The sequence below is a fragment of the Halopiger goleimassiliensis genome (assembly GCF_000455345.1).
Lineage (GTDB): Archaea > Halobacteriota > Halobacteria > Halobacteriales > Natrialbaceae > Halopiger_A > Halopiger_A goleimassiliensis.
This window is the reverse complement of the sequence record NZ_HG315690.1, coordinates 72,070-97,388: the sequence shown is the minus strand read 5'-3', so window position 1 is coordinate 97,388 and position 25,319 is coordinate 72,070. Positions and strand designations below refer to the sequence as shown.

Below are 25,319 nucleotides of genomic sequence, written 5' to 3'. Positions count from 1 at the left end.
CGTCCACAGCGGTTAGTAGAGTTGCTTATTATACGGGGTGCTAGCAGTCGATCGGTGTGAAACGAAGTGTCCTGCTATCGTGGACACGGGGAGTAGCCACGCCCTCCCCAGCCGATTCGCTCCCGCTGGTCGCTCATCCCTCGCACGGCTTCGTTGACTGGCCTCACAGTTGTTCGGCCAGTCGACAGCGCGCGCCACCGCATGTAAGAGGGAATTGATCGGTTCAAAATCCACGCGAACGATTCTATGACACACTCGAGTGGGGACGCTCGAGGTGAGGGCCTCAACTGCGGCTCGCGACGTCCACGCCGTCCTCGCGCAACCGATCGCGGACCGCCTCGCGATCGACGGTCCCCGAGGCCGTCCGTGGGAGTGCGTCCGCGACGGCGACCGTCTTCGGGCGTTTGAAGCCGGCGAGTCGATCCTCGCAGTGGGCCAGGATCGATTCGGGCTCGAGAGCACCGTCCTCGGCGGGAACCACGAGCGCGGCGACGCGTTCGCCCCACTCGGGATCGGCGAGTCCGACGACCGACGCGTCCGCGACGTTCGGATGCGATCGCAGGACCTCGATCACCTCGCCGGGATCGACGTTCTCGCCGCCGGTGACGATCCGGTCGCTGCGCCGGTTGAGGATCCAGAGTCGGCCGTCCTCGTCCCGACGGCCGATATCTCCCGTCCGGAGTCCCCGATCGGAGACGGCCGACTCGGTGTGTTCGGCCTCGAGGTACCCCGGCGTCACGGTCGGCCCGGAGACGACGATCTCGCCGGGTACGCCCGTCTCGACCGGTTGCCCTTCCTCGTCGACGATCGTTACGTCGGTGTTCACGAGCGGCTGGCCGACCGTCCCTTCGTGAGTGGCCGTCTCTTCGGGGGTCGCCGTCGCGATCTGCGAGGCCGTCTCGGTCATTCCGTAGGTCGGATACACCGGGACGTTTCGCTCGCGACAGCGCTCGAGCAACGATTCCGACGCGGGAGCGCCGCCGAGGAGGACGAATCGCAACGCGTCGGTGGGCTCCCAGCCGACCTCGAGCAGCCGCTTGCACATCGTCGGAACCAGCGAGACGCCCGTGACGGCCTCGCGCTCGATCACACGGGCCGTCTCGGCGGGATCGAACGCGCGCTGGATCACGACGGTCGTCCCGTACAGCGTCGACCGGAGGACCGGCGCGAGCCCGCCCATGTGGAACATCGGGAGACAGCAGAGCCACCGGTCGTCCGGATCGACGCCCAGTCGCAACGCCGAGGCAGTCGCGCTCGCGACCAGGTTGCCGACCGTCAGTCGGACGCCCTTCGGCCGGCCCGTCGTCCCGGAAGTGAACATGATCACGGCGGTGTCCTCGCGAGCGAGCGAGGCGGGCTCCGAAGCCGTGTTCTCACCAGTCTCTGGGGACGTCGGTACCGGCGACACCGCCCCGTCCGTCGGTTCGTCGACCGAACGGAGCGTCGGAGCCTCATCGAGCCCCCTGGCCACCTCGAGCGCGGTCGATTCCGTCTCCCGCCCGCAGACGAGGGCCGCGAGATCCGTCCGGGACGCCTTCGAGACGAGTTCCGGGACCGTTTCGCGCGCGTGGAACGGGACGAGCGTCGCGCCCCGTCGCATCGCGGCGAAGACGAGGACGGCGAACGCGGGCCGCGTATCGAGCAGCGTCCCGACGCGGTCGCCGCGACCGATTCCCTCGCGCTCGAGCGCTGCGACGGCGGCCTCGACCCGGCGGTCGAACTCCCGGTACGTCCACTGCGTCCCCTCGTCGGCGTCGATCAGCGCCGTCCGCTGGGGCGTCGCGTCGACGCGGTGGGAAAGGAGGTCCCGCGCGGGCCACTCGAGGGGCGTCACGACTCCCACACCCCCTCGACGCCGAGGCCCTTCGCCTGCGGAACGACCGCCGAGCCGCGTTCGAACAGCACCGGATCGCTGCCGAGGTCCTCGGCCAGCCGATCGGCCGTGGCGACGCCCGCCGGCGGGAGGTCGGGAATCGCCGCCGCGAGGTGGACGGCCCCCGTTCGCGCGACGACGGCGTCGATTGTCGTCGTCACCAGCGGCGTCACCTCGAGTTCGTACACCCAGGCCGCGATGCGACGCGCGACGTCGATGCCGCCCAGGGCCATCGGTTTCAGGACGACGGCGTCCGCGGCGTCCGCGGAACAGATCGCGTCGACGCCGTGTTCGAGCACCCCTTCGTCGAGCGCGATGTCGACGCCGTCTCCGCGGAGCGCAGCGTGGCCCTCGAGCGCACCCGCGGGAAGGGGCTGCTCGAGTACCGCGACGTCGAGGTCGGCGAACGCGTCGACGGCCCGCGCGGCCTCGTCGTAGGTCCAGGCCTCGTTGGCGTCGGCCCGCAGTTCGACGTCCGGTCCGATCGCGTCGCGAACGCGGCGGACGCGTTCGACGTCCTCCTCGATCGATCGCGCGCCGACTTTCACTTTGCAGCAGGGGACCCCTCGATCGGCAGCCTCACGAGCACGTTCAGCCGCGTCGTCGGCCGAGACGTCCCCGATGGTCGCGTTGACCGGGATGCGCGCGATCATCGGCCCCTGTCCGAGGTAGCGATACAGCGGCGTGGCCTTCCGCCTGGCCTGCAGGTCCGCGAGCGCGAGCGTCACGCCGTGTCGCGCCGCGACCTGGCGATCCACCGCGTCGAGGGCCGCCTCCGGACCGCCGTTTTCCAGCGCCGAGCGGGCGCGCTCGAGGGCGTCCTCGCAGTCGGCTCGCGATTCGGTCCACCCGGGCAGCGGCGTCGCCTCGCCGTAGCCGACCGCCTCGTCCGCCGCGTCGCCGCCGGCGTCGACGATGCGAACCAGAAAGCCGTCGCGGCTGTCGATCGTCCCGTGGGCCGTCTCGAGCGACTCCGCGAGCGACAGCGAGAACGGCCGGTACTCGAGCCGGAGGTCGTCGGTCGTCGCCAGGTTCATACCACCACCATACCGGCCGCGAACAGGACCGCGTACAGCGCGAGCAGTTTCCCCGTTCCCTCGAGCGCGGGGTTCAGCGCGTCGCCGTCGGTCCGCGTCCAGACGGTCCGGGCGAGGACGGCCGCGTACGGAATCGTGATCAGCGGGGCCAGGACGCCGGGGCCGAACCCCTCGCGGACCCAGAGCCACGCCGGAACCACGTACGCGAGGCCGAGCAGCGCGACGTATTCGAGGCGACTGAACCCGTAGCCGAACCGAACCGCGAGGGTTCGCTTCCCGGCTTCGGCGTCGGTCTCGAGGTCGCGGACGTTGTTGACGACGAGGATCGCCGTCGAGATGCCGGCGACCGGGAGACTCGCGAGCAAGGCCTCCCGCGTGACCGTGTACTCCGGAATCGTCGTCGTGAACGGTTCGGCGACGACCGCCGCAGCCTGGACGTAGAAGGTCCCGACGACGGCGACGACCCCGAAGAAGACGAAGACGAACAGATCGCCGAGACCGTGGTAGCCGAGCGGATAGGGGCCACCGGTGTAGGCCCACCCACAGAGGACGCTGACGAGTCCGATCACCAGGATCGGGAGGCCGCCCTCGTAGACGAGATAGGTCCCCGAGAGGATCGCCAGCCCGAAGGTGGCGATCGTGGCCTGTTTGACCCGTTCGGGCGGAATGAGTCCGGACTGTGTGACCCGGGTAAATCCGTCCCGTTCCTCGGTATCCGCACCCTTGATCGCGTCGTAGTAGTCGTTCGCAAAGTTCGTTCCGACCTGGATCAACGCCGCGCCCACGAAGGCAAACAGCGCCGGCAACGGGGCGAACGTCCCGTCGTGGATCGCCAGCCCCGTCCCCACGATCACCGGGGCCGCGGCCGCCGGCAACGTCTGGGGCCGGGCGGCCATCAGCCACGCTTTCGTTCGCGAAGTCTCTGACTCGGCGGTGCTCATTTACTCGAGTGTCCCACTCGAGAGAGTGTCAACGTTGGCATTGCGGCCGGCGCTTCCCCGGGCCGTCGGCTGGATCGGTTTCGTCCCTGTCGTCACGTGATCCGTAATCCGTTCCGTGAGTCTTCTCGGCGTCGTCGGTCCCAACGTTACCCACGTCGGAGTCGCCTGCGCGACCATCGATTCGCGTTCGGCCTGGTCACCTCGGCGGCTACGTCGTCGGACTCGAGGTATCTACGGCAAGGGACGACGCGGCGACCACCCGAACGACTCGTTCGTCGCTCAGTGCTCCGCTGGCACCTCGAGTTCGACCGACGGCATCTCGAGAAACGCCGTCTCGTAGCCCTGGTGGCGTGCGACCTGCGGCGGCGACTGGATCTCGATGGTCACCGAATCGCCCGGTCGGACGTCGGAGACGGGCGCTCCGTAGTGGTGCCCGAACTCTCCGTCGATCGTCTGCTCGAGCGGCGTCTCCGCGACGGTCTCGCCGTCGCGTTCGACCGTCGCGGCCAGCGCCATGTCGGGAAGCGGTACCCGGTTGTACGGCGTCCGCGGCGAGACCAGCAGGTAGCTGCCGTCGTCCGCGAGGCGATGGTCCGACTCGAGGAGGCTCACTAGCAACCGGGCGTCGCCGCTCTCCGGCAAGTCCGTGGTCTCCTCGGGATCCTCGCTCGCCTCCGGATCGACGAGGAGGGTGCCCGGATAGGCGTCGATCTCTGGCAACTCCGAGTAAGGGATCCCGTGTCCGTGTCCCTGGTCGGCGTCACCGTCGTGTTCGCTGTGGTCCCCGTCACCGCTGTCATCGTCGTCGTGTTCGTGACTCTCGTCTTCGCCGCCGTGGTCGCCGTGGTGCATCGGTTCGATGGCGTCGCGCTGGCCCCAGTACTCCTCGTCGAAGTACTCGACGCCGCCGACGACCTCATCGCGGAACTCGTCGTCGTAGACGAACTCGAAGCGCACCGTCTCGGTCTCCTCGAGTCGCCCCTCGAGGTCGCCAGTCGTCCGGGTCGACAGCGGTGGGACCGTGAGTTCGACCGTGTAGGTGCCGTCGTCGGGAAGCGAGACGTTGTCCCCGAAGTGAAAGCCCATCCCCTGAGAGATCATCGTCCAGGGCGACAGCGGGGAGTCGGCGACCTCGTCGCCGTCCTCGTCGTAGACGCGGACCTGCAATCCCTCGTCCACCGGCAGAACGACGCCGGTCTCGCGGTCCCAGATCGTCAGCATGAGGTGGACGCCCGACCCGTCGTCGACCTGCTCCTGCTCGACGGACTCCTCGTCGCCCCCTGCCACGATCCAGAACGGGTGGGGATACGAGAGCATCGGTGCAACGGCGATATCGCCCGATTCGACCGGCTCGAGCATCCGCATCGACTCCCGATGGGTCGGGACGTACACCGCGTCCGGCGGGTCTTCGACCTCGATGAACTGCGGGACCGACGGATCGTCGTCGTTCGGATCGCCCGCCGATCCGTCGTCGTCGGCGTCGGTTTCGTTATCGTCCTCGGGGCCGTCGTCACCGGCACAGCCCGCGACCGCGAGCATCGCCGACGTGGCGGCCGTTGCGCGAACGAACGAGCGTCGATCTATGGCGTCTCTCTCCTGCATGTGTTGGGGTCCGTCTGTTGCATCCGTCGTCTGGTGGTTCGGTATCGGCTATTCGAAGTCCTGAAACGACCTGTAGAGGGCTGTCAGCCCGGGATCGCCGGCGGCAGCGCCCGCAACGACCGCGGTGGGACGAGGTAGTTCCCCCGTCGTTCGACGAAGACGTAATGGAGGATCCCGTTGTTCGCCTCCGGGACCTCGAGGTCCGCACCGGTCATCTCGTCGCGAACGCGGACGAACTCGCCGATCCGTCGCTGAAGCGAGAGGAAGTGCACGCCCGGTCGGTCGCCGTCGACCGTGTTGAAATCACGGCGCAACAGCAACGGGGAGCCGTCCTCCCGTGCTCGAGCGGTCTTCTGTGCGTGGCCGACGACGCCGGGATCGCGAGCGTCGGCATCCGTCGCCTCGATCCGTTCGGTGGTCAGCCCGTTCGACGTCCCCAGTTTCTCCCCGACCTGGCCGACCAGTTCCTCCCGGGCGTGTTCGGGGCTGAACAGTTTCGACACCCGCTGGTAGTGGTTCTCCTGTTCGAACCACTGGGTGAGGTTGACGTCCATCGACTCGACGTGCTGGGTCGTCCCGCCCGCGAACGGCCCCGCTTCGATCGTCACGCGGTCCTCGCTGGCCTGGGAGGCCGAAAAGCCCGATCGAAAGCCCATGAAGAAGGGTGCCTCCTCCGGGATCGACTCGGGGACGCCGTCCACGTCCGCGTGTTCGGCGGGCAGCCCCTCGCCGACGAACCCGGTTCGACGTCGGTCCTCGAGCCGATCGAAGACGTCCGCGAGGTCGGTCTCGACGTCGTGATCGTTGACTTTCTTCCGGTCGCCGAACAGCCCCTCTTCGGCTTCGAGGACGACTGCCGGGTCGTCGCTGGCCAGATGCAGGAGGGCGTCGTACTCGTCGAATGCCGGGTCCTCCCCCGGTGCCAGCGGCTCCGGTGCCGGCAAATCGACCGCGTCGGGGAGCGACGCGTCGAACCGCTCGAAGTACGCCGGCGTGTAGCCGATCGTAAACACCAGTCCCGCGTTGCTCCACTCGTAGGCCCGTTCGAGCGTTCGCAGCGACGTTTCGACCGTCTCGCGTGCGTCGTCGTCGATCGACGTGGTCAGCGACAGCGGCACCAACACGTGGTGTTCCGGCAACAGCACGTTCCCGTCCTCGTCGGTCGCGAGGGACTCGTTCCAGGCGTGCTGGCGCTCCGGCAGGGACCCAGGGTCGTCGGTCCCGGACGGCACGTCCGGGCTCTCGTCGTCGGATAGCTCGAGACACGCCCCGAGGGCGGACATCCCCCCGGCCGCAACGAGTGCTCGAACGTACTCCCGACGCCCGAGCGTGGAATTGTTCGGTGCCGTCACTAGTCGAGTATCACACCTGACACACCCAAAACGTTGCGCTTCTGCGTCGAATGTGCGGTAGTGGAGGACGGAGTTCGCGTCTCTGACTGCCTCACGCGACTGAAGTCGTCGGGGTCTCGTCCCAGACAGTCACGCGTTCGTCCAGGGGACCGGTTTCTGTTCGCGTGGTCGTCAACGAGACGGTTCGCAACCGTTCGCCGAAGCCCACGATTTGCGTCGGCTCAGTAATGCCACGGGTAGTCGTCGAAATCCGGTTCGCGGCCCTCGACGAAGGCGTCGCGGCCCTCCTTGGCCTCGTCGGTCATGTATCCGAGTCGCGTCGCTTCGCCGGCGAAGACCTGCTGGCCGATCATGCCGTCGTCGGTCATGTTGAACGCGTACTTGAGCATCCGCATCGCCGTCGGGCTCTTCGAGTTGATCCGCTCGCCCCACTCGAGGGCCGTTTCCTCGAGCTCCTCGTGAGGGACGACCTCGTTGACCATCCCCATCTCGGCGGCCTCCTCGGCGTCGTAGGTCTTCCCGAGGAAGAACACCTCGCGGGCTTTCTTCTGGCCGATCTGTTTGGCGAGGTACGCGGAGCCGAAGCCGGCGTCGTAGCTCGCGACGTCGGGATCGGTCTGGAGGAACTTCGCATGTTCCTCGCTGGCGAGCGTGAGGTCGCAGACGACGTGCAGCGAGTGACCGCCGCCGACGGCCCATCCTGGAGCGACGCAGACGACGACCTTGGGAATGTGGCGGATCAACCGCTGTACCTCGAGAATGTGAAGTCGCCCCTGCTCGGAGGCACGTTCTTCGCTCCCCTCGTACTGATATCCGTCTTCACCCCGGATCGTCTGATCGCCCCCCGAGCAGAACGCCCAGCCCCCATCTTTGGGCGACGGTCCGTTCCCCGTCAGCAGCACGCAGCCGACGTCCGTCTGGCGTTTGGCGTGCTCGAGCGCGTCGTACAGTTCGTCGACCGTTCCCGGCCGAAACGCGTTGCGGACCTCCGGCCTGTCGAACGCGATTCGAACCGTCCCGGAATCGACTGCGCGGTGGTAGGTGATGTCACGAAAGTCGTCGTGTAGTTCCGTGACCGGTTCCCACTGGTCGGGGTCGAAGAGTTCCGAAACCATTTGGTCGCATGTGGTCGGCGGCGGCAGATATAGGTTCGCGTCGTCGGCACAATGCGGCGACGAGGCGTCGAGACGGACTGCGAGTGCGCCGGTAGGAGGACTACACCAGGAGCTAGATTTCGGAGTCGAGCGACCACCTTCGGACAGCTCCGAGACGGCCGGATCATCACCCAATTTCGTATAGCGATATCTGATTTATCGGGTTGAAACGGGTCACGAACGAATGGCTCCGGGTCCGGATCGATTGTCCATGATTTCGGTCCATCCCGGACACGTACGCGGAAAGAAGGAACTTTGCGGTCCAAGAAACGAACCGGACGGTGACCGGGTCGGCCACTACGGACGCTCGCGGTACCCCTCCACGTTGGGGTCTTCCTACCCACTCGAGGGGGATTCGATCTCGATGACCGTCTCGGTGACCGCCGAAACCGTCCCGTCGATCGACGCGTGATGGGGAATACTGATCCCGTCTGGGCTGGGGTTCGCAATGCGCTCGCCGCGTTCCACACGGTCGCCGACGCTGACGGATGGGACCCCTGGCTCGACGACGTCGTATTCCGGATTCGTAATCAACGGGATCCGAACGGACGTCGGTTCGATTTCCGTCGGTTCGGGTGGAACCGTCCGACGATCCCATTCGTACTCGTCGCGGACGTCGAGTCGACCGGTACCGAGTTCGCTCCCGTCGACCGTCCGTTCGTCGAGAGCGAGGAGTCCGTTCGTACTCTTGGTGACGCCGTACTCCGCCGGCGACGTGTCGATCGGGAAACACCAGCCAGGACCGCCATCCGCGAGTACCGTCTCCGAGGGAAGTGCCTCGGCAGAGAGTCCGGCCGCGTTCAGGAGGTCGTTCGCGGGCGTTCCGACCGGTACCTCGAGGAACCGATCTCGCGGAACGTCGCCGCTGACGTGGACGTACGTCCGCGTCACGGGTACCCCCTCGGAGAGTGCCCGGTAGATGTTGTACATCGTCTCCGTGTTTTGGACCAGCCAGCCGTGGTCCGTCGGGAGATCGTCCCCGATAACCGTTCCGTCGACGACGTTCAGCAGGACGCTCTCCATGCCGTACTGGTACTCGTCGTCCGTGTAGGCGAACACGACGCCCGATTCGGCCTCCCGATCCAGCGGGAGTTCCCCCGGTGGAATCACGGTTCCACCGGTTTCGGCCTCGAGTTCCTGCAGGTACTCCGTACGGTCTATCCATTTCGCGCTGACGACGATCAGGTCGAACGCCTGCTCGAGTAACGTCTCGAACAGCGTTGCGAACGCCGCCGCGTGGGTGTCCCCGAGCCACTTGTCGGCGACGTAGTTCGGCTCGCTCTCCTGATGGTTCACCAGCAGGGAATCGACCGTCTCGAGGTCCTGCCACTTCGCGTAGGAGGGAAATCCGGCACCTCCCGCGCCCGCAACGCCGGCCGCTCGAATACGTTCGCTCCCGTGCGTACGTATGGCCGGCCATTCCGTCGATCGAATCGATGGCGTGCTCGGTGTCGTCATAGCGGGTAAATGGTGGGCCGAAGCGATCGTACGGCTTCGTCCGCATATTTGAGGAGGGTTTATACGAGGGCGTCGTCGGAAACAGAACCGGGGAACGCGATACCTGTAAACCGCTCGACCCCGTTCTCGAGTTGCCGAACCGATACGTTGTAGACGGAACTGCACGAAGACGGAGCCAACGAATGCGCTACCTCGAGGTGCGTATCCACCAACCGCCGGATCAACGGTATCCGATGCACCAGTTTATCGTCGACCACGACGAGTACGACGCATCCAGACTGCTCTACAACCAACGATACGAGACCGACGAGTACGCAGTCTTGTTCTACGTCGACGGGCCGCGGGAGCCCTACGAGAGCACCTTCGAAGAGGTCTCGTCGGTGTTCGACTACGAACTGGCACCCTGTCGGGACGAGTCCTTCTACCTGTACGTCCACGTTCGGGAGCCGCTGACCGATTCCGTTCGAATGTACGCGACGGCGTTCGAACAGCCGGGACTGATCGTCATTCCGCCGCTAGAGTACCGATCCGACGGCACGATTCGACTGCGGGCGATCGGACCAGACGATGCGATCCAGGCGGCCGTCGAAGACGCCGCCGAGCGAATGCACGTGGAAGTTCAGTCGGTCGGCGACTACCGGGCGGGACGAATCGACGCACGCGCTGATCTCACCCAGCGTCAGTACGAGGCCGTCTCCGTGGCCGTCGACTGTGGGTACTATCACGCGACCCGGGACGCGTCTCTCGAGGACGTCGCCGACCGACTGGACTGTTCGAGCGGGACGGCGGGCGAGTTGCTCCGTCGCGCGGAACGGACCGTGATGCAGGCCCTCGTCGACGGCGGTCCGTTCTGAGACGTTCGATCACGTCCCGTTCGTCCCCACTGTCGGAACGGTGGTTAGCGGAACGACTACCGGACGGAGAGATTTTCTCGTCCGAGTACGAACTCCGCATCGCTCGATGGGCGAGACCTACTACGAGATCCTCGGGGTCGATACCGACGCGACCCAGGAGGAGATTCGAGCCGCCTACCGGGAACGGGTCCTCGAGACGCATCCGGACCACAACGACGACGATGACGCAGCCGAGCAGTTCAAACGGGTCGCTCGGGCCGAGGGCGTCCTCACCGACGAGGCGGAACGCGCCCGCTACGATCGACTCGACCACGATTCGTACGTTCGATTTATCGAGGGCGACGCTGCGGCTGAACCCGATCAGTCCACGGAATCGACCGCCGATCGAGGGCCGAGCGAACCTGGAACGGCAACGGACGGGCGACGACGGGCGACGGAAACGACCGACCAGCACGGCGGTGACTCCGCCGCCGCTCACGCGACCGGCGGAACCGCCTCTCGAGAGGCGACCGGAACCGAATCGTCAGGGTCGGATCGCCGACGTCGACGGCAGCGTGGTCGCCACCGTACCAGAACGACGGCCGAGGAACGCTATCGCCGCTACGCTCGAGCAGCGACCGAACGCCAGCGTCGGACCGACGAATCGACGACCGACGACGAAACGCGTCGGGGGCGGCCGTTCGACTCGTCCTCGTCCGTTTCGAGTTCCGACGCCGACGGCGAGTCGTCCGCGTTCCGATACGCCGTCCACGACTGGGAGAACGACGTCGAACTCGAGTGGACCGGCGAACGGTTCTCCCACAGTACGCTGGTTCTGCTGGGCTGTCTCTGGCTCTGTTATCCGATCCTCGTGGTCGCTAGCCTCACGCCCGCGTTCCCGCCCACCGTGAACGCGGTCGTCGCCGCGTGTACGCTCGTTCTGGTCGCGTACGTGCTAACGAAGCCTCGAGTCGCCATCGCAGCGTTCGGCTCCTGGAGCCTGCTGTTCCCGATCGGTCTCTCTCAGTTCGGCCTCTCGCCCGCGACGGTCGTCGGTGCCGTGGTGCTCGGGGCCGCGTGGCTTCCGTTCGGCTACGCCGTCGCGTTCTGGTGGGTGTTGCGGCCCTGAACGGACAAGATCGGGTGTTGAACCTGCTGCCGAGTCGATCGGACTCTCTGATTGCTTTGCCGTAGAACTCGAACCCGCCGGAACGGAGTCGTCCGTCTTCCCAACACTTTTGACTGACTGGTTAGTAAGTGTCGTATCGAATGGACGATACGGAACGAGCGATTCTCGAATCGACCTACCGCGCCCTCTGCGAACACGGCTACGCGGACCTGACGATGCAACGGATTGCAGACGAATCGGAGTTGAGCAAGGCGGGCCTCCACTACCACTACGACAGCAAGGAACGCCTCTTCGAAGCGTTTCTGGAGTACCTCTACGAGCAGTACTGCGACCGACTGGACGGTGCGTCGGGCGAAACCGCACGCGAGCGGCTCGACACGTTGCTCACCATGGAACTCGCGGACCCGGAGGCAGATCCGGGCATCGACTTTCAGACCGCGATGCTCGAGGTACGTGCGCAGGCACCGTACGACGAGACGATCCAGGAGAGACTGCGCGCGTTCGACGACGCCCTGGTCTCGAGACTGCGGGAGGTGATCGCTGACGGGGTCGACGCGGGCGAGTTCGACGATCGCGTCGATCCAGAGCTGGCCGCCGACCTCCTGACGACGGCGATCAGTGGCGCGCACACGCGACAGGTCGCCGCTGGACACCCGATCGACCGTTCCTACGAGGCAGCGCGCACGTACGTCGACGCGTACCTCGTCGACGAGAGCGCGTCGGAGGTGACCGCCTGATGGGGCTCAGAGATTCCGTGGACTCGTTGTTCAAGGGACCCGAGGACCTGGATCTCACCTCCGGCGACATCGGTTGGCCGCTGTTTTTCCTCTCGTTACCGATCGTCGTCCAGAACCTCTTTCAGGTCCTGTACAACCTGGCCGACACCTTCTGGCTCGGCCGCCACAGCACCGAGGCACTGTCCGCGATTACGTTCGCGTTCCCGGTCGTCTTCCTGATGATCTCGCTCGCTCTCGGGGTCTCCGTCGCGGGCAGCGTACTCGTCGCTCAGCACATCGGGGCCGGCAACGAGAAGCGCGCCGCGTACGCCGCCTCGCAGACGATGGCTTATGCGGCCGTCATCTCCATCGTCCTCGGCGTCCTGGGATACGTCTTCGTCGACGACATCACCGCGCTCCTCGGGGTCAACGACACCGTCGCGCCGCTGGTCGTCGAGTACATGCGAGTCTACGCCGTCGGCCTGTTCGCCGTCTTCGGCTTCGCGGTCTTCATGTCGCTCATGCGCGGCTACGGCGACACGGTGACGCCGATGTACGTCATGGCCGGCTCGGTGATTCTCAACATCGTCCTCGATCCGATCTTCATCTTCGGGTTCGAGGCGAACCCGATGTTCACCGCCCTCGGACTCGGCGGACTGGAAGCGTCGGCACTCGAGGCAACTGGCTTCACCGGCTGGGGAATCGGCGGTGCTGCGATCGCGACCGTAGGGTCCCGGGCGCTCGCCCTCGCCGTCGGACTGGCGATCATGTTCCGGGGGAATCACGGCGTCCAGATCCGCCTCTCGGAGATGGTTCCGGACCCAGCGTTCGGGCGGACCGTCTTCGAGATCGGGCTTCCGGCCTCCATCGAAGGGGCGGCTCGATCGATCTCCATCACCCTGCTTCTGGTCGTCGTCGCGACCTTCCCGAACGCAGTCAGCGGCGCGTACGGCATCGGGACGCGCGTCTTCTCGGTGATCTTCCTCCCGGCGCTCGCCGTCTCCCAGGGGATCGAGACGATGACCGGCCAGAACATCGGAGCCGAGGAGATAGACCGCGCCGCCGAGACGAACCACTTCGGCGCACGCTCTATGCTCGTGCTCCTCACGATCGGTGGTGGGCTCATCGTGCTCGCTGCGAGACCCGTCGCTACCGTCTTCTCGCCCGATCCAGCGGTGGTCGACCACGCCACGACGTTCCTCCGCGTGGCCGGGCTCAGCTTCGGTTTCATCGGCGTCATGCGCGCCTACACCGGTGGATTCCGCGGGGCTGGCCACACGATGATCGCGGCCGTTATCTCGCTCATCGCGCTCGGGTTCGTTCGGCTCCCGGTCGCCTGGATCGCCTCCGGCCCACTCGATGCGATGGGCCTCTGGATCGCGTTCCCGATCTCGAACGTCGTCGGCGGAGTCGTCGCGTACCTCTGGTTCAAACGCGGCACCTGGCGCGACGGCAACCTCACCGAGAGCGGTCCCTCCCCCGAGGGAGTCGGATCGAACGCCGCGTCGACTAACGACGACTGAGAGGGATTGTCGTGCCGATTGCTCGGCGCGACCGCCGAACGATCGCAGTTGTCCAGAAATGTCGTTCAGTAGTCTCTACGAGTACGGTCGACGTTCGATCGCCCATCGCCGAGTTACGAATCTCCTGGCTGGTCGTCTTCGAGCGCGTCGCGGACCCGTTCTTCGAGTTCCTCGCGACGCCGGTGGCTCCGTTCTGCGTCGAACTCGACCGCGAGGACCTGCGTGCCCTCCCGCTCGAGCGAGCGGCGATACGCCTCCTCGAAGTCGTGGGGGTGAACGCGGTCGAACGCGATGTCGTACAGGTCCCCCAGCGCGTCGAACTCGAGGCCGTGTGGCGTCCTGAACTGGTCCGTAAACGGCGGGTCGAACGCCTCGATCGGGAGTTTGTGGAAGATGCCGCCGCCGTCGTTGTCGAGCAGGACGATAGTGGCGTCGATCCCACAGCGATCGATCGCCAGCAGGCCGTTCGCGTCGTGGTAGAACGCGAGGTCGCCGGTAACGAGCACGAGCGGGTCGTCGGTCGTGCTGCCGGCTCCGAGGGCCGTGCTCGTGATTCCGTCGATGCCGCTGGCACCACGGTTCGCGAGAACCGTCAGGTCGGCCGTCCGCGGCCGTGCGAACCGATCGGCGTCCCGGATCGGCATGCTGTTCGAGACGAACACGGTCGCCGGATCGGGCGCGCCGTCGAACACTGACGCGAGGACGCTTCCCTCGAAGGGTGCCGACTCGAGCGTCTCGGTCCCGAGCGCATCGTCGAGGACGTTCCAGTGGCGACGTTCCGCGTCGGCGAAGGCCTCGAGCCAGTCGTCGGCACCTGCGTCCCCCGTTCGGTCCCTTTCCGTGAGACCGTCGCGGAGGCGGTCGAACGCGGCGTCGGGGGCGACCCCGATCAGATCGGTCGCGGTGAACGTCGCCTCCCGCCACTGACCGGCTGGATCGAGCAGGAACTGCCGGGCGTCGGCGTCCCGAAGGTAGTGGCGCAACCGTTTGGACGTGGGTGACGCGCCGACCCGAAGGACGACGTCCGGTTCGGGAAGTCGGTCGACGTAGCTGTCGTAGCCCGCGTACACGGGCGAGGAGCCGGAGTGGTCGCTCGAGGGGAGGTGGGAACCGAAGCGCAGGTCCGAGAGCGGATCGGCGAGGATCGGTGCTCCGAGACGGTCGGCGACGGCGACGACGGCGTCCGGCTCGAGCCGCGACAGGGTGACCGGATCGGCCGGCCCGGCGACGATCAACGGCCTGGTCGCCCGCTCGAGGGCGGTGACGAGGGCGTCGTACGGGTTGCCCTCGAGCGTTCGTCGACCGTTCGTCGTCCCGACGAACGGACCATCGCGGCCTCGTCCGGCGAGCGTCTCACCGAACTCCTCGGGGACGTGGTCGTCCCGCTCGAGCGGCTCGAGGGGTTTGCGGAACGGGCAGTTCAGGTGAACCGGCCCGGGATCAACGCCGACGGTTTCCGAGAGGGCACGCGCTGCGGTCGTCCGGAGGCTACGAACCTTTCGCTCGTCGGCTTCCGGGTCCGGGAGTTCGGCGTACCAGCGGACGGCGTCGCCGTAGAGTTTGACCTGGTCGACCGTCTGGTTCGCCCCGCTGTCACGGAGTTCGTGCGGGCGATCCGCCGTCAGCACGAGCAGGGGCACCCGCGCGCGGTCGGCCTCGAGCACGGCCGGGTGGAAGTTCGCAGCAGCCGTTCCGGACGTACAAACGAGTGCCGTCGGCTCGCCGGTCCGACGCGCGCGGCCGAGCGCGAAGTACGCGGCAGATCGCTCGTCGAGGTGCGAATAGACCCGTACGTCGGGGTGTTCGGCGAACGCGACCGTCAGCGGCGTCGATCGACTTCCGGGGGCGAGACAGACCGCCTCGAGGCCGCTCGCGGCGAGTTCGTCGACGAGCGTACGGCCCCACAGGGTCGAGCGATTCGGTGCGGTCATTCGAGTTCGTCGAGGATCGGTCGGAACTTCAGTTGGACCTCGTCCCACTCCTCGTCCGGGTCGCTGTCGGCGACGATGCCGTTGCCGGCGAAGAGGGTGACCGTTCCGTCGTGGGCCACGCCCGAGCGGAGTCCGACCGCGAACTCGCCGTCGCCGGCCGCGTCGAACCAGCCGATCGGCCCGGCGTAGAGGCCCCGTTCGAACGATTCCGTTTCGCGGATCGTCTCCCAGGCAACGTCGGGCGGGACGCCGCCGACCGCCGGCGTCGGGTGTAAGGCTTCGACCAGTTCGAGGACGTGGCGATCCGCCTCGAGCGTTGCCGAGATCGGCGTCTGGAGGTGCTGAATGGTCGCCAGCCGTCTGACCGTTCGGTCGTCGACGGTCAGTTCGCTGGCGACCGGTTCCAGCTGGTCGCGGATGGCCTCGACCACCAGCGCGTGTTCGTGACGGAACTTCTCGTCCTCGAGCATCCGCTCGACGTATCGCTGGTCGGCCTCCCGCGTGTCACCCCGGGGCACCGATCCGGCGAGCGCCTCGGTGTCGACGTTGGTACCGCGTTTCGAGACCAGCCGTTCCGGCGGCGCGCCGAAGAAGGTCGCACCGTCGTCCGCACCGAGCAGGAACCGGTAACAGTTGGGGTACTCCCGGCGCAACCGCTCGAGCGTCGTGGGAACGGCGATGGGGTCCTCGAGCGTAACTGTCAGGGCCTGCGCGAGGACGACCTTGGTCAACCGGCCGGCCGCTATTTCCTCGAGTGCGGTTTCGACCTGCTCTGCCCACTCTTCGCACGAGGTACTCCGTCGTGTGGCAGCGACGCCCGGCGTCGACCCGGTCGGGCGCATCGCCGGCCCTGCCGTGAGCCGTGCCGTCCACTCCTCGAGAAGCTCCTCGGCCGCGCCGTGATCGGTCGCCACGACGGTCAACCACTGCTCACCGGCGTCCGGGGGGCGAACGAGGAGGACGCGAGGCACGACGAACGACGCGGCCTCGAACCCGGACCACGGTGGCCTCGGTTCGTGCCCGTCGTGAAAGGCGAACCCGCCGAACGCGCGGGGTCTGGCGACCGACGGCCCATCGTGTTCGAGGCCGTCGAACGCTTCCCTCGCCCGCTCACGGACCCGTTCGAATCTGTCCGATCCGGCCGCGGTAAGCCGGGCAGCCACACCGCGACCCACGATCTCGAGGCCGTCGGGCGTCGCCCACTGGACGCGGGCAGTGTCCGCGTCGTCGACGATCGAACCGACGGAGGCGTCACCGAGTCGGCGACTGTGACTGACCAGCGGCTCCGTGCCGCCGGCCCCCGACGTCGTCGTCAGTCCTCTCTTACCCGACGTACGGTCCATCGCCGAAAGGTGAGGACCGGCAGGCCTTCAGCCTAACTATATCGCTCTTCTTTCCAGGGGTTGGCGGTCTGCGAGTAGCCGCGCTTCTCCCAGTACCCCGGTTCGGACTCCGTCAGGAACTCGACGCCGTCGACCCACTTCGCGCCCTTGTAGGCGTACTTGTGGGGCGTCACGACCCGCAGCGGTCCGCCGTGGTCCGCCGGGAGCGGTTCACCGTCGTACTCCCAGGTGAACAGCACCTCCTCGCGCATGCAGTCCTCGAGCGGGAGGTCCGTCGTGTAGCCGTCCATCGCCGAGAACATCACGTGAACCGCGTCGTCGTCGACGCCGGCTCGCTCGGCGAGTTCCGGGAACGGGACGCCCGTGAACTCGCAGTCGAACTTGCTCCACCCGGTCACGCAGTGGAAGTCCTGGCGCTGGGTGACGCTCGGCAGGTCGCGGAACTCGTCCCAGGAGAACGAGAGTTCGGTATCGACCGCGCCGGTGACGGAAAACTCCCAGGTGTCGGGATCGAACTCCGGGGTGTCCCCCTTCGAGAGCACCGGGAACCCCGTGGTCTCGCGCTGTCCCGGCGGGAGGCGCTCGTCGCCGAACTCCTCGTAGAGATCCGTAACGTCGGTGAGGTCCATACGCGAGCCTTGGCGTGGACGACCGTAGGTGTGACGTTCCCGACGACGGCGGGTCGAACCGAGGGCACCAGTCCTCGTGACACGTCCATCCGCTCGTAAGGGCCGAATTCGCCGACGGCGACGGGGTCGAAACGGAGTGAAAGAGTTACAGCAGCATCACAAGTCCGGGCCTACTTCGCGAAACCCTCGTCACCCCTTAGTGGCGGTTCCCCCACTATCGGAGTGTATGGCGAGCACACAACAGCTATCCGAAGGAGAGGTCTCCGGAGAAGCAGCCGAGCAAGTCGGTGAACAGGCGATGGGCCCCGCGTTCCTCGCGGCAGCCGCGTCGGTCGGGCTGTCGTGGTACTACTTCTTCCTCCGCGGCGAGAAACAGCGCGGCCTGTTCGTCGGCCTTTGGCCGCCGACGATCCTCGCGTTCGCGAGTTACTTCAATCAGCGGCGGATGGCCCAGCAACTCGAGACGCTCACCAAGCCGGGGACCTCGCTGAAGAACGCACTGGACTCGGTCATGGGGAATCGATAACTCGAGACAGCGCCACGCAGCGTCCCGATTCGCCGCTCCGTTCTCGGTCAGTTCCTCCCGACGCAGTTCCCCGTCAAACCTAAATACCCCCTCGCCGAAAGCCGAATCAGATGCCGAAAGTAGAGATCACCATACCGGAGCACCTGGAGATGCAGATCGCCCAGATGGTCGAGCGAGGGGAGTTCGTCAACCGCGAAGAGGCGATCGAGGACCTCCTGTCGACGGGTATCAAGGCGTACAAGACCAGCGGACCGACCGACGAAGAGGACCCGGCCGCGACGGGGAGTGGCCTCGAGGACGACGGAATGATGGGCCACGACGACGAATACGTCTTCTAACGCGGTTCTACAGGCCGACCGTCAGAAGCGGGATTCCGAACGCGACCGCGATGCCCACCACCATCACGACGAGCCCGACCGCGACGGCGCGCGAGGAGTAGTCGCTCATCGGTGCGGTCGTCCGTTCCGCCTCGAGGTCGTGTCCCACGTCGGCACCCGAATCGTCGTCGGCGTGTTCCGTATCGTCTGGCATACGCGTTCCTTGCCGTCTCGGTCCCTTAAAGACACCTACACCGCGCCGGGACGCCGCCGATCGTCGGCGGCTCGAGGCAACACCTGTTCGATCAGGCCCCTTTACTACGCCGAGTGCGAACGGGACCGTAGGAAATGGCGCTGACGAAACGAATCATCCCCTGCATCGACGTCGACCTCGACGAGGACGGGAACCCGGCGGTCTACACGGGCGTCAACTTCGAGGACCTCCAGTATACCGGCGATCCGGTCGAGATGGCGCGCGCGTACAACCAGGCCGGTGCCGACGAGTTCGTCTTCCTCGACATCACCGCCTCCGCGGAGGGGCGCGAGACGATGCTCGACGTCGTCCGCGACGTGGCCGACGAGGTGTTCATCCCCCTCACGGTCGGCGGCGGCATCCGCACCACCGAGGACATCAAGGAGACGCTCCGCGCGGGAGCGGACAAGGTCTCGATCACCACCGGCGCGCTCGAGCGGCCGGAACTCGTCAACGAGGGCGCTGCGGCCTTCGGCAGTCAGTGTATCGTCATCAGCGTCGACGCCCGTCGCCGGTTCGACGAGGGCGGCGAATACTACGTCGAGGTCGACGGCGAGTCCTGCTGGTTCGAGTGCACCAAGAAAGGCGGCCGCGAAGGGACCGGCATCGACGTCCTCGAGTGGGCCGCCGAGGCCGAACGGCGGGGCGCGGGCGAGTTGTTCGTCAACTCGATCGACAAGGACGGCACGAAGGAGGGCTACGACCTCCCGCTGACCGAGGCCGTCTGCGACGTCGTCGACACGCCGGTCATCGCCTCCTCCGGCTGTGGCGGTCCCGAGGACATGTACGACGTGTTCACCGAGGCCGGTGCCGACGCAGGCCTCGCGGCGTCGATTTTCCACTTCGGCGAGTACTCGATCGAGGAGACGAAAGCGTACCTCGACGAACGCGGCGTTCCGGTTCGGCTCTAACCGGAGGCGGACCACGAAAACGGTCGTCTCGATCGTGTTTCACCGTCGACGGATTCAGTTCACCTGTTCTCCTCCGGAAGATTATTTATTGCTGACTGCATCCATCCGTACGATCCGTGGCGTGGCGCTGTGAGAACTGTGGGGCCGAACACGAGCGCGACGATCCGCCGTGTCGGTCGTGCGGCCACGACTCGTTCGTTCCAACGAACGGTGACGGGAAGGTCGCCTCCCCGGAGTCGCTCGTCTGGGCCTGTCCCGACTGTGGCCGGGAGCACGTCAAGAACAACCCGCCCTGTTCGCGATGCGGGAACGCGCGCCTCGAGCAGCGCGAACCGTCCTTCGAGGACGTCGACGAGTTGACGCCGTCGGCGAGTTACCTCACGGCGATCAAACCCTACGTGCCGATCATCCTCCTGTTTGTCGTCGTGATCGGGCTGACGGCGACGGGAATCGTCTCCACGTCGATGATTCCCGGTCTCGGGCCGCCGTCGCCGCCCGACGCCCCCGGTGAGGGCGATACCGTGACCGAACTCCACCTCGATCCCACCGCCGACGTCGAGAGCGCGACCGAGGTCGATCTGGATGCGGTCGGCCGGGAGGTCCACGAGCGACTCGAGGCCGAACGCGAGCGACGGGGAGACCCGAGCAAGCGCTACGATTCCGAACTCGAGTCCCTCGCGACGTTCCTGAACCGGGACGACGTTCGCGCTGCCAGCGGTCGGGACCCGGTCGGCGAACCGGACCCCGGGGAGTACGATCTCCCGTGCAGCCGCTCGGTCAGGGCGTACTCGACCGGCGTCGTGAACCCGCGGGGAATCGCCGCCTACCAGAACGGGTCCGACGCGGCGGAGATGATCGCAAGCGCGCTCGAGTTCGATCCGTCGGGTGAGCGGGCGGTCTACTCGGCGCACGATTACGAAGCGATCGACGTGCACGTCTACGAGAACGAACTCTTCGTGCTGTACGCGACGTGTTAGCCGGAGCGTCAGTTTTTTCTCGCGTCGATCGATCCTTCTACCAGTGAAGTGGCGGTGTACGTGGTGTGGGAAACCGCACGCGGAGAACGACCCACCCTGTGACAACTGCGGGCACAACACGTTCGAGAAAGCGGTCGTCAGGGCCGACGAGGCGGCGACGGACGACGGAACCGTCGACACCGGGACCACCTACGTCTGGCGCTGTCAGCACTGCGGCCGCGATCACGTCAAGTTCACCCCGCCTTGCTCGCGGTGTGGCAATCACGACCTCGAGAAGATCGAACAGACATACGACGACGTCGAACGTGACCTGGACACCCCGAGCTGGTTCGAGGTCGCGAAGCCGTATCTCCCGGTGATCGCCGTCGTCGGACTCGTCGTCGCGCTGTTCGCGACGGGGATCGTTCCGCCGTCGATCCTCCCGGGCGTCGGTGCCCCGTCGCCGCCCGACGCCTCGGGCAATCCCGTCGAGGCCGCCGGACTCGACCTCGAGGCGACCGAGACCGTGATTCACGACCGACTCGAGACCAAACGCGAATCCGAGAGCCGCAGTTACGACGACGACCTGGCGGCCTACGCGGAGTACCGGAACCGAGCGCTCGTCGCCGCGGAGTTCGACGGGGAGCGAGTCGAGGGGGCCTCCCCCGACGAGTTCGGCGTCGACTGCTCCGGGAGCGTCACCGCGCAGTCCGTGGTGTTCCCGGGGGTCGATCTCGAGGCGATCGACGACGAGGCGGCCCTCGCCGACGCGGTAGCGACGGGACTGGCCACGAACGTCGAGGCGGCTACGACGGGGAGGTACGCCCTCGAGGGCGTGGACCTCCACGAGACGCCCGACGAGACGCTGGCGGCGACCTACGCCACCTGCTGATCACGGAGGGCGGGCACCCGGCCGGTCCGAAAGCATATGTCGGTAATCGCCGAACGGACGGGCATGACTCATCGCGGACGACGTCGCCTTCTCGCGGGTGCGGCTGGATTCTTCGTCGCACTGGCTCCCGGCTGTCTCGACGCCGGCCCGACGACCGAGGAGACCAGCGACGACTCGAGTGCCGAGGACGAGGCCCCGGGTGAAACCGACGAAGACGATCGAGAGGGCAATGGGGCGGAAACGGACGACCCCGGAGTGGTCACGGAGACGCCCCGCGTGGACGAACCGCCGCACGAAATCGACCGGCCGGCCGGCGATACCGGACCGGACGAGTGGGACGAGGAGTACCTCGGCGCGGGGATGTCCCGGGAGCCGACGCTCGCGTTCGACGTCCTCGAGGGCGTCGAACTCGCCGATCCGGCACTCCAGCCACCCTGGGCTGGCGACGGTGAAACGGACGATGGGGACGGCGCGCTCACGAACGCCGAGTACGCCATCCGACTCCTCGAGACGCGGGACGACCTGGAGTCGATCGTGGATCTCGAGGCGAGCGAGACGGACGGCCTCGAGACCGTGGATTTCGACGATCGGGTCGTCGTCATCGTCGAATCCGGCTGGGGTTCGAGTTCGATCGTCGATCAGTGGGTCCGGGTCGAGACCGACGGGGACGCGCTCCACCTCCACGGGTATCGGACCGATCCTCCCTTGGGGACGACGGACGTGACTACCCGACACTCGGTGCTGGTCATCGAGCGCCCCGACGACCTCGCGTACGCCCGTGCCAGCCTCACCGTCAGTCCGGACCGTCGGGTACACTTCAACTCGACCGAGGGGGTCGTGTCCCTCGAGGACTGATCGCCGAGCCGTGCCGTGCTGGCGACTGATCGGTCCCTCGAGCGCAACGACTACGTGGCTGGCCCATCCGCGAGTCGTATGGGACGGGTCAACGAATCCGACCTCGAGTGGACCGAGTACGACGACGGGGAGGCGCGATTCGACCGGAAGCAACTCGCCGAGGCGGCCGGCGGCGAGGAGATCGGCTGCAGTCTCTACGAGTTACCGCCGGAAAGTCGCTCGTGGCCCTTTCACTACCACACGGCCAACGAGGAGGCCATCTACGTCCTCGAGGGGACGGGGAGTCTGCGCCTCGAGGACGAGACGCTGTCGATTCGGGCGGGCGATTACGTGACCTTCCCGGCCGACGAATCGGGCGGCCACCGGGTGATCAACGATACCGACGAACCGCTTCGCTACCTCGCCATCTCGACGATGAACGAACCGGACGTGACGGTCTACCCCGAGATGAACACACTCGGCGTCTTCGTGGGCGCACCACCCGGGGGTCGCGGCGATCGGTCGATCCACGGGTACTACGATCTCGACGACGAGGTCGACTACTGGGAGTAGGGCTGTTTTTGGCGCGGTTCAGTCACCGTCGAAACCCCGGATCGATCGGTTCGATGACCGACCCCGCCGGAGCCGGTGCTCGAGGGGACAAGCAGCGCTCGAAAATGCTCGTTTCGCTCGCGTTAGGCAGCCGATTCGAACGTTTCGCGGAAGGTGACGGCCTTGTCGCGGACGTCCGCGGCGGCCTCCTCGAGGGCCTCGAGCGGATCGACGCCGCCCTCGGTCTTGATCGTCAGGATCGGCTCGGTCTGTCCGCCCGACTGTTCGGGGTTGACGTCGTAGGTCGCGGCGCTGACGTCGTCGTGCTCGAGCAAGGCACCCTTGAGGACGTTCATGAACGTGTGATCCTCCCCGGCGATCTCGATCGAGAGTTCGTCCTCGGTGCTCTCGGTGACCCGCAGTTCCATGTCATCGAATCCGTTCGTCGCGTGCTTGTACCTTTCGAAGCACGTTCTCGAGCGTGCGACGGGTGCCGCGAGACCGTCGGGAACGATCGGCGGAAGACGGGGCGACGAAAGTAACCACTTTACGCCCTCGGGCGAACCACAGGGACATGTCGTCGCTCGTTGGGGTCGCACTCACGGCTCTGGCACTCCTGACCGTGCTCGGTTCGGTCGCCGTGGTCAGGCGACTTCACGACCCCGATCGCGGCTGGTACGAAGTGGCGTCCTCGCGGCTGGTGTACGGGGTTCCCTGGGGAACGTTCGTCGTGATGGCGTTCGTTCTGGTTGTCTATCTGTTCGTCCAGGACGGCATCACCGCGTTCTCGGACCCGGTGTCGATCCCGTTCCGGGCCTGGTCGTACTTCTCGCCGCTCGGGATGGCGGTCGGTTCGTTCGCCCACGTCGACGCCGGCCACCTGATCGGCAACCTCGCCGGGACGCTCGTCGTCGCGCCGATCGCCGAGTTCGTCTGGGGCCACTATCCCGACGGTCGGAACGGCGAGGCGACCGGCAGTTCGAGCGCCGCAGCGTCGACCGCCCGGTGGCACACCCCCTGGGTTCGCGCAGTCGTGGTGTTTCCGGCGGTCGTCGTCGCCATCGGACTGGTGACCAGCCTCTTCTCGCTCGGCCCCGTGATCGGCTTCTCCGGGGTCGTCTACGCCTTCGCCGGCTTCGCCATCGTCAGGTATCCGATCGGGACCCTGGTCGCGTCCACCCTGGTCCAGAGTGCGGTGTTGACGCTCTATCGTACGCTCGAGACGCCGATCCTCTACTACGTCGCCGAACCGAGCCCCCCGACGGCACCGTCGTGGGCCAACGTCGCCATCCAGGGCCACGCGCTGGGCTTTCTCGTCGGACTCGTGCTCGGCATCGTGTTGCTCCAGCGCCGCGGAGAGCAGGGGAATCCAGTCCGCCTCTGGGTCGCGATCGCGCTGTTTGCGTTCTACAAGGGGCTCTGGCAGATCTACTGGTTCGGCGAGGGCAACGCCTTCTACCTCCTTCGGGGACCCGGTATCGTGGTCGTTCTCGTGCTTGCCGTCGTCATCACGGTCGCGATCACGGCTTCGACACGGCCTCTCCGGTCCCGGGACGACGTCTCGGACCCCGAGACCCCCGCGTCGGCCGACGTGATTCGCTCGGCGGTCGTCCGTCCGCTCGAGCTCGCCCAGGGGGCTTATCGAGACGACGCGAGCGCCCCGCGATTCGAGCGCGTTCGGGCGCTGACGACCGGGACCCGACGGTCCCTCGCCAAGCCGCTCTCACCGAAGACCTGCCGCGGCGCGGCCTTCACCGCCGTCGTGGTAGTCCTCGCAATCGTCGCAGGGATGGCGATCCCGACGAACCTGTTCGTGCTCTCGGATCCGGCCGCCGCCGGCGAGACGTCCGTCGACGTCGCGGATTACACGGTCGAGTACGGCGAAGGCGTCGAGAACCAGCTGGTCTCCGGCATCGGGATCGAGGCGATCACCGACAACGCCGGTCTCGAGGCCTACGGCGTGATCGTCTCGAGCGAGGAGCGCAACATGTGGTGGGAGGTGGTCTCGGCCGACTACCTCGAGTACGCCGGCCAGGCGTCGATCGTCGTCGGCGGCCCCGGCTGGCGCGAGACGGTCCACGCCGAACGGCGGGGCTGGACCCCCGTCGGAAACGGCACCGTCTACCAGATCCACCTCTGGGCCGACGGTGAAGCGCCCCAACTCGCCTACGAATCCGGCGGCGAGTACGCGGACGTCCGTATCGACGATCGCTCCGTCGCGCTCGTCCCACACGAGGGCGAGTTCGTCATCGGCGTCGGTTCTCGCGACGACGAGGAGCCGTTCGAGACGGCCCCGATTCCGGAAGCCAACGCGTCGGTCGAGATCGACGGGATCACCTTCGAACGCGACGACGCACGGATCTACGCGAGCGTCGACGGAACCGAGGTCGCCGTCGCCGAACAGGAGACCTACCGGTAACTACGCGAGCGATTCGTCGCCCCGCTCGGCGATCCCATCCGCTGTAAGCCTCGATTTCGTCGTTGCACCTCCCCTCTCGAGTCGCCCACCAGACGGAAGCCGTCAAGGAACGCACGAACGCGGCCCACACCTCCCGCA

24 protein-coding genes are annotated in these 25,319 nt (G+C 66.7%); 12 read left to right on the top strand and 12 right to left on the bottom strand.

What is annotated here, in order from left to right; genetic code table 11:
* Positions 1–283: 283 nt before the first annotated feature.
* The 7 genes from menE to TX79_RS00440 form a co-directional block, all read right to left on the bottom strand.
* Positions 284–1,843 carry an o-succinylbenzoate--CoA ligase gene (gene menE, locus TX79_RS00470; protein ID WP_049925028.1) on the bottom strand — a complete coding sequence of 520 codons (1,560 nt, stop codon included), beginning with the start codon at positions 1,841–1,843 and terminating at the stop codon, positions 284–286.
* Positions 1,831–2,910, bottom strand: a complete 1,080-nt coding sequence (locus tag TX79_RS00465) for a mandelate racemase/muconate lactonizing enzyme family protein (RefSeq protein WP_394324988.1) — start codon at positions 2,908–2,910, stop codon at positions 1,831–1,833. The genes menE and TX79_RS00465 overlap by 13 nt, the downstream gene beginning before the upstream one ends.
* The gene (locus tag TX79_RS00460; protein WP_049925027.1) at positions 2,907–3,851 is read right to left on the bottom strand and encodes a 1,4-dihydroxy-2-naphthoate polyprenyltransferase; all 945 of its coding nucleotides are present in this window, start codon (positions 3,849–3,851) and stop codon (positions 2,907–2,909) included. Before TX79_RS00460 ends, TX79_RS00465 begins: the two co-directional genes overlap by 4 nt.
* Before the next feature lie 279 nt (positions 3,852–4,130).
* Positions 4,131–5,453, bottom strand: coding sequence for an iron transporter (locus tag TX79_RS00455; protein WP_049925026.1), 1,323 nt, complete (start codon positions 5,451–5,453; stop codon positions 4,131–4,133).
* An 83-nt stretch (positions 5,454–5,536) separates the two neighbouring features.
* The gene (locus tag TX79_RS00450) at positions 5,537–6,805 is read right to left on the bottom strand and encodes a DUF7405 family protein (RefSeq protein ID WP_049925024.1); all 1,269 of its coding nucleotides are present in this window, start codon (positions 6,803–6,805) and stop codon (positions 5,537–5,539) included.
* Between the two features lie 221 nt (positions 6,806–7,026).
* Positions 7,027–7,920, bottom strand: coding sequence for a 1,4-dihydroxy-2-naphthoyl-CoA synthase (locus tag TX79_RS00445; protein ID WP_049925023.1), 894 nt, complete (start codon positions 7,918–7,920; stop codon positions 7,027–7,029).
* 375 nt (positions 7,921–8,295) lie between these two features.
* Positions 8,296–9,417: an NADH dehydrogenase gene (locus TX79_RS00440; RefSeq protein ID WP_049925022.1), complete on the bottom strand. Its 1,122-nt coding sequence runs from the start codon at positions 9,415–9,417 to the stop codon at positions 8,296–8,298.
* 233 nt (positions 9,418–9,650) lie between these two features.
* On the opposite strand from TX79_RS00440, the gene TX79_RS00435 reads away from it, so the two are divergent.
* The 4 genes from TX79_RS00435 (at position 9,651) to TX79_RS00420 (ending at position 13,618) form a co-directional block, all read left to right on the top strand.
* Positions 9,651–10,271 (top strand): helix-turn-helix domain-containing protein, encoded by a 621-nt coding sequence (locus TX79_RS00435; RefSeq protein ID WP_230198519.1) that lies wholly within the window; start codon positions 9,651–9,653, stop codon positions 10,269–10,271.
* A gap of 106 nt (positions 10,272–10,377) precedes the next feature.
* Positions 10,378–11,379 (top strand): DnaJ domain-containing protein, encoded by a 1,002-nt coding sequence (locus tag TX79_RS00430; RefSeq protein ID WP_049925019.1) that lies wholly within the window; start codon positions 10,378–10,380, stop codon positions 11,377–11,379.
* A gap of 140 nt (positions 11,380–11,519) precedes the next feature.
* Positions 11,520–12,116 carry a TetR/AcrR family transcriptional regulator gene (locus tag TX79_RS00425; RefSeq protein ID WP_049925018.1) on the top strand — a complete coding sequence of 199 codons (597 nt, stop codon included), beginning with the start codon at positions 11,520–11,522 and terminating at the stop codon, positions 12,114–12,116.
* Entirely contained in the window at positions 12,116–13,618 is a 1,503-nt protein-coding gene (locus tag TX79_RS00420; protein WP_049925017.1) for an MATE family efflux transporter, read from the top strand. The genes TX79_RS00425 and TX79_RS00420 overlap by 1 nt, the downstream gene beginning before the upstream one ends.
* 113 nt (positions 13,619–13,731) lie before the next feature.
* Here the strand turns inward: TX79_RS00420 and menD are convergent, their stop codons facing one another.
* From menD to TX79_RS00405, 3 genes are read right to left on the bottom strand one after another with little or no spacing between them, the layout of a single operon-like run.
* Positions 13,732–15,549, bottom strand: a complete 1,818-nt coding sequence (gene menD / locus TX79_RS00415; protein WP_049925016.1) for a 2-succinyl-5-enolpyruvyl-6-hydroxy-3-cyclohexene-1-carboxylic-acid synthase — start codon at positions 15,547–15,549, stop codon at positions 13,732–13,734.
* Positions 15,546–16,892: an isochorismate synthase gene (locus TX79_RS00410; protein ID WP_049925015.1), complete on the bottom strand. Its 1,347-nt coding sequence runs from the start codon at positions 16,890–16,892 to the stop codon at positions 15,546–15,548. Before TX79_RS00410 ends, menD begins: the two co-directional genes overlap by 4 nt.
* Before the next feature lie 32 nt (positions 16,893–16,924).
* Positions 16,925–17,521: a sulfite oxidase-like oxidoreductase gene (locus TX79_RS00405; protein ID WP_049925014.1), complete on the bottom strand. Its 597-nt coding sequence runs from the start codon at positions 17,519–17,521 to the stop codon at positions 16,925–16,927.
* A gap of 226 nt (positions 17,522–17,747) precedes the next feature.
* Between TX79_RS00405 and TX79_RS00400 the strand changes: the two genes are divergently transcribed.
* Both TX79_RS00400 and TX79_RS00395 read left to right on the top strand, forming a co-directional pair.
* Positions 17,748–18,047 carry a hypothetical protein gene (locus TX79_RS00400; RefSeq protein WP_049925013.1) on the top strand — a complete coding sequence of 100 codons (300 nt, stop codon included), beginning with the start codon at positions 17,748–17,750 and terminating at the stop codon, positions 18,045–18,047.
* Positions 18,048–18,157: 110 nt separating this feature from the next.
* The gene (locus TX79_RS00395; protein ID WP_049925012.1) at positions 18,158–18,385 is read left to right on the top strand and encodes a ribbon-helix-helix domain-containing protein; all 228 of its coding nucleotides are present in this window, start codon (positions 18,158–18,160) and stop codon (positions 18,383–18,385) included.
* 7 nt (positions 18,386–18,392) lie between these two features.
* Here the strand turns inward: TX79_RS00395 and TX79_RS00390 are convergent, their stop codons facing one another.
* Positions 18,393–18,578, bottom strand: coding sequence for a DUF7550 family protein (locus TX79_RS00390; protein ID WP_049925011.1), 186 nt, complete (start codon positions 18,576–18,578; stop codon positions 18,393–18,395).
* A 134-nt stretch (positions 18,579–18,712) separates the two neighbouring features.
* Here TX79_RS00390 and hisF point away from each other — a divergent pair, with 134 nt between their 5' ends.
* The 5 genes from hisF (at position 18,713) to TX79_RS00365 (ending at position 22,783) form a co-directional block, all read left to right on the top strand.
* Entirely contained in the window at positions 18,713–19,528 is an 816-nt protein-coding gene (gene hisF / locus TX79_RS00385) for an imidazole glycerol phosphate synthase subunit HisF (RefSeq protein WP_049925010.1), read from the top strand.
* A 116-nt stretch (positions 19,529–19,644) separates the two neighbouring features.
* Positions 19,645–20,505, top strand: a complete 861-nt coding sequence (locus tag TX79_RS00380) for a hypothetical protein (protein ID WP_049925009.1) — start codon at positions 19,645–19,647, stop codon at positions 20,503–20,505.
* A 43-nt stretch (positions 20,506–20,548) separates the two neighbouring features.
* Positions 20,549–21,376, top strand: a complete 828-nt coding sequence (locus TX79_RS00375; protein ID WP_049925007.1) for a hypothetical protein — start codon at positions 20,549–20,551, stop codon at positions 21,374–21,376.
* 63 nt (positions 21,377–21,439) lie between these two features.
* A complete protein-coding gene (locus TX79_RS00370; RefSeq protein ID WP_154660434.1) occupies positions 21,440–22,231 on the top strand; it encodes a hypothetical protein in 792 nt (263 codons plus the stop codon).
* 78 nt (positions 22,232–22,309) lie between these two features.
* Positions 22,310–22,783 carry a cupin domain-containing protein gene (locus tag TX79_RS00365; protein WP_049925005.1) on the top strand — a complete coding sequence of 158 codons (474 nt, stop codon included), beginning with the start codon at positions 22,310–22,312 and terminating at the stop codon, positions 22,781–22,783.
* A 122-nt stretch (positions 22,784–22,905) separates the two neighbouring features.
* Here TX79_RS00365 and TX79_RS00360 read toward each other — a convergent pair whose 3' ends face one another.
* A complete protein-coding gene (locus TX79_RS00360; protein ID WP_049925004.1) occupies positions 22,906–23,190 on the bottom strand; it encodes a DNA-directed RNA polymerase subunit L in 285 nt (94 codons plus the stop codon).
* Positions 23,191–23,336: 146 nt separating this feature from the next.
* Between TX79_RS00360 and TX79_RS00355 the strand changes: the two genes are divergently transcribed.
* On the top strand, positions 23,337–25,181 hold the full coding sequence (locus tag TX79_RS00355) for a rhomboid family intramembrane serine protease (RefSeq protein WP_049925003.1): 1,845 nt from the start codon (positions 23,337–23,339) through the stop codon (positions 25,179–25,181).
* Positions 25,182–25,319: the final 138 nt, after the last annotated feature.

Excerpts from the sequence above, each read along its gene's own strand:
- TX79_RS00435 (WP_230198519.1), top strand. The coding sequence starts at position 9,651 with ATGCACCAGTTTATCGTCGACCACGACGAGTACGACGCATCCAGACTG.
- TX79_RS00430 (WP_049925019.1), top strand. The coding sequence starts at position 10,378 with ATGGGCGAGACCTACTACGAGATCCTCGGGGTCGATACCGACGCGACC.
- TX79_RS00405 (WP_049925014.1), bottom strand. The coding sequence starts at position 17,521 with ATGGACCTCACCGACGTTACGGATCTCTACGAGGAGTTCGGCGACGAG.
- TX79_RS00445 (WP_049925023.1), bottom strand. The coding sequence starts at position 7,920 with ATGGTTTCGGAACTCTTCGACCCCGACCAGTGGGAACCGGTCACGGAA.
- TX79_RS00410 (WP_049925015.1), bottom strand. The coding sequence starts at position 16,892 with ATGGACCGTACGTCGGGTAAGAGAGGACTGACGACGACGTCGGGGGCC.
- TX79_RS00460 (WP_049925027.1), bottom strand. The coding sequence starts at position 3,851 with ATGAGCACCGCCGAGTCAGAGACTTCGCGAACGAAAGCGTGGCTGATG.
- TX79_RS00425 (WP_049925018.1), top strand. The coding sequence starts at position 11,520 with ATGGACGATACGGAACGAGCGATTCTCGAATCGACCTACCGCGCCCTC.
- TX79_RS00455 (WP_049925026.1), bottom strand. The coding sequence starts at position 5,453 with ATGCAGGAGAGAGACGCCATAGATCGACGCTCGTTCGTTCGCGCAACG.
- TX79_RS00390 (WP_049925011.1), bottom strand. The coding sequence starts at position 18,578 with ATGCCAGACGATACGGAACACGCCGACGACGATTCGGGTGCCGACGTG.
- hisF (WP_049925010.1), top strand. The coding sequence starts at position 18,713 with ATGGCGCTGACGAAACGAATCATCCCCTGCATCGACGTCGACCTCGAC.
- TX79_RS00365 (WP_049925005.1), top strand. The coding sequence starts at position 22,310 with ATGGGACGGGTCAACGAATCCGACCTCGAGTGGACCGAGTACGACGAC.
- TX79_RS00400 (WP_049925013.1), top strand. The coding sequence starts at position 17,748 with ATGGCGAGCACACAACAGCTATCCGAAGGAGAGGTCTCCGGAGAAGCA.
- TX79_RS00465 (WP_394324988.1), bottom strand. The coding sequence starts at position 2,910 with ATGAACCTGGCGACGACCGACGACCTCCGGCTCGAGTACCGGCCGTTC.
- menD (WP_049925016.1), bottom strand. The coding sequence starts at position 15,549 with ATGACCGCACCGAATCGCTCGACCCTGTGGGGCCGTACGCTCGTCGAC.
- TX79_RS00420 (WP_049925017.1), top strand. The coding sequence starts at position 12,116 with ATGGGGCTCAGAGATTCCGTGGACTCGTTGTTCAAGGGACCCGAGGAC.
- TX79_RS00395 (WP_049925012.1), top strand. The coding sequence starts at position 18,158 with ATGCCGAAAGTAGAGATCACCATACCGGAGCACCTGGAGATGCAGATC.
- TX79_RS00370 (WP_154660434.1), top strand. The coding sequence starts at position 21,440 with ATGACTCATCGCGGACGACGTCGCCTTCTCGCGGGTGCGGCTGGATTC.
- TX79_RS00440 (WP_049925022.1), bottom strand. The coding sequence starts at position 9,417 with ATGACGACACCGAGCACGCCATCGATTCGATCGACGGAATGGCCGGCC.
- TX79_RS00355 (WP_049925003.1), top strand. The coding sequence starts at position 23,337 with ATGTCGTCGCTCGTTGGGGTCGCACTCACGGCTCTGGCACTCCTGACC.
- TX79_RS00360 (WP_049925004.1), bottom strand. The coding sequence starts at position 23,190 with ATGGAACTGCGGGTCACCGAGAGCACCGAGGACGAACTCTCGATCGAG.